2 protein-coding genes are annotated in these 2159 nt (G+C 32.8%); both read left to right on the forward strand.

Translation table 11 applies throughout. From position 1 onward, the window contains the following. The first annotated feature begins 44 nt into the window (after window positions 1–44). Entirely contained in the window at window positions 45–815 is a 771-nt protein-coding gene (locus tag ACQCX0_RS02860) for a 3'(2'),5'-bisphosphate nucleotidase CysQ family protein (RefSeq protein WP_465029871.1), read from the forward strand. A gap of 24 nt (window positions 816–839) precedes the next feature. Next, a complete protein-coding gene (locus tag ACQCX0_RS02865; protein ID WP_462562661.1) occupies window positions 840–1799 on the forward strand; it encodes an L-threonylcarbamoyladenylate synthase in 960 nt (319 codons plus the stop codon). The last annotated feature ends 360 nt before the right edge of the window (window positions 1800–2159 follow it).

Raw genomic sequence — 2159 nt, forward strand, 5'->3', positions numbered from 1 at the left:
GGTCTCGGCATTCCTGCTGAACCGCTCTTCCGATCTGCAATAAAATGTTATCACACAATGAAATACAAATTGTTTGTTCTATTATTAAACAGGCAGGAAATGTTATTAAAGATATAAAAAATAAAGAACTAATTGTAACCAAAAAACAAGACGGCTCCGTAGTTACCAATGCAGATGTAGCTTCTGAAAAATTTATCGTAGAAAATATTAATACTCAATTAACTCGTAAAATTCCTATTATTTCAGAAGAGTTAGTAGCAGCCGGAGAAACTTTTAGTGCTAGTAAAGACCCTTTTTGGTTAATAGATCCTCTTGATGCTACTGCAAATTTTGTTACCGGAGATGATGCTTATTGTATTAATATTGCATATATAGAACAACAAACTCCGGTTGCAGGATTTATTTATGCTCCAAATCAAGATACTCTGTGGTTCGGTGCTAAAAATTACGGTGCTTATAAACAAATCAATGATACTACTGTTACCCAAATTTTTGCTAGAGATTTCCCTAATGAAAATGTGGTAGCAATTTCCGGACCGGAACAAATATTAAGTTCTGAGATTAAGAAAAAATATAAAATTATTAAAGAAATTACTATGCATAGTGCTATAAAATTTTGCTTAATTGCTGAAGGTATCGCTGATTTTTATACTAGAAAAAGAAACAAAGCTTGTGATTGGGATATTGCAGCACCTCATGCTATTATTGAGGCTGCTGGAGGAACTTTTACTTTAAGCAGTGAAGAAGAATTTATTTATGGAGTTTCCCCTCATTTAGCTCCATCTCTGATAGCTCTAGGGAAAACTTCTTCATAGTATATAAATTTTTCTTAAATAGTTATGCCACAAATTATTCCAGCACAGTTTCCTGAAAATCTTCTTAAAGCTACCATTCAAATTATGCACCAAAAAGTTGTAGCTTTTGCTACGGAGACTGTTTACGGCTTAGGAGCTGATGCTACTAATGATTTAGCAGTCTCTAAAATTTTTCATATTAAAAATCGTCCTACTTTTAATCCTTTAATTGTGCATTATGCCTCCTTAAGTGAAATATTAGAGCATTTTTATTTAAATCAAACCGAGTTAGCTTTAGCAGAAAAATTTTGGCCAGGCCCCTTAACCCTGATTTTACAACGAAGAAAGAATTGTCCAGTGTCTTTATTATGTTCCAACGGCTTAATTACTCAAGCAGTAAGAATTCCTAATCATCCTGTTGCATTAGATTTTATTAAAGCTTGTTATGTTCCCTTAGCTGCTCCAAGTGCTAATTTAAGTAATTCTTTAAGTCCTACCGAAGCTAATCACGTTTCTTTATCTTTAAAAGGAGATGATTTCTTAATTTTAGATAGCGGAAAAACTGCTCTAGGGATAGAATCAACTATAATTCATGCAGAATCTCCAAATCTTAGAATTTTACGTTTCGGAAGCTTAAGTATAGAACAATTACAAACTGCTAATTTTAATGTAGACTTAGAATACACTAATAAAAAAGTTATTACCCCTGGTATGTTACAAAAACACTATGCTCCTTTGGTTAAACTAAGACTAAATGCCGATAATTTATATAGTGGAGAAGCTCTCTTAGCTTTTGGCAAGATTCCCTTTAATTTTAAAAATTCTATATTAACCCTAAATCTATCTGTTAGTGCAAACTTATCTGAAGCTGCAGGTAATTTATTTAGAATGCTTTGGGAGTTAGACCGAAATAATCTCAGAACGGCAGCAGTTATGCCTATTCCTAATGTAGATTTAGGTAGAGCTATTAATGAACGGTTACAAAAAGCCAGCTATAATATATAGTTATGAACTATAATACTATAATTACAATATGAAAGATTCTCTTTTTAGTGATCTCTACTAATCTTATTACTTTGAAAAATCAGATTATTAACGAATTTGGAGAATCGCGTCTTCAGGAAGATAATTTAGATTTTTATTTAAAAGAGCACAGAAATAACTTTATAAGTACGTGTGCCTTTGTGCTATTACCGCATAATGCCCTTGAGGTATCTAAAATGCTCAAAATTTGTAATACTTACCAAATAGGAATTGTTCCTCAAGGTGGAAATACCGGTTTAGTCGGCGGCAGTGTATCGAATTCTTCCCAAGTTATTATGAATACTACTAAATAGATCGGAAGAGCGGTTCAGCAGGAATGCC

This window comes from Candidatus Hepatincolaceae symbiont of Strigamia maritima (assembly GCF_055505085.1).

Excerpts from the sequence above, each read along its gene's own strand:
- ACQCX0_RS02860 (WP_465029871.1), top strand. The coding sequence starts at position 45 with ATGTTATCACACAATGAAATACAAATTGTTTGTTCTATTATTAAACAG.
- ACQCX0_RS02865 (WP_462562661.1), top strand. The coding sequence starts at position 840 with ATGCCACAAATTATTCCAGCACAGTTTCCTGAAAATCTTCTTAAAGCT.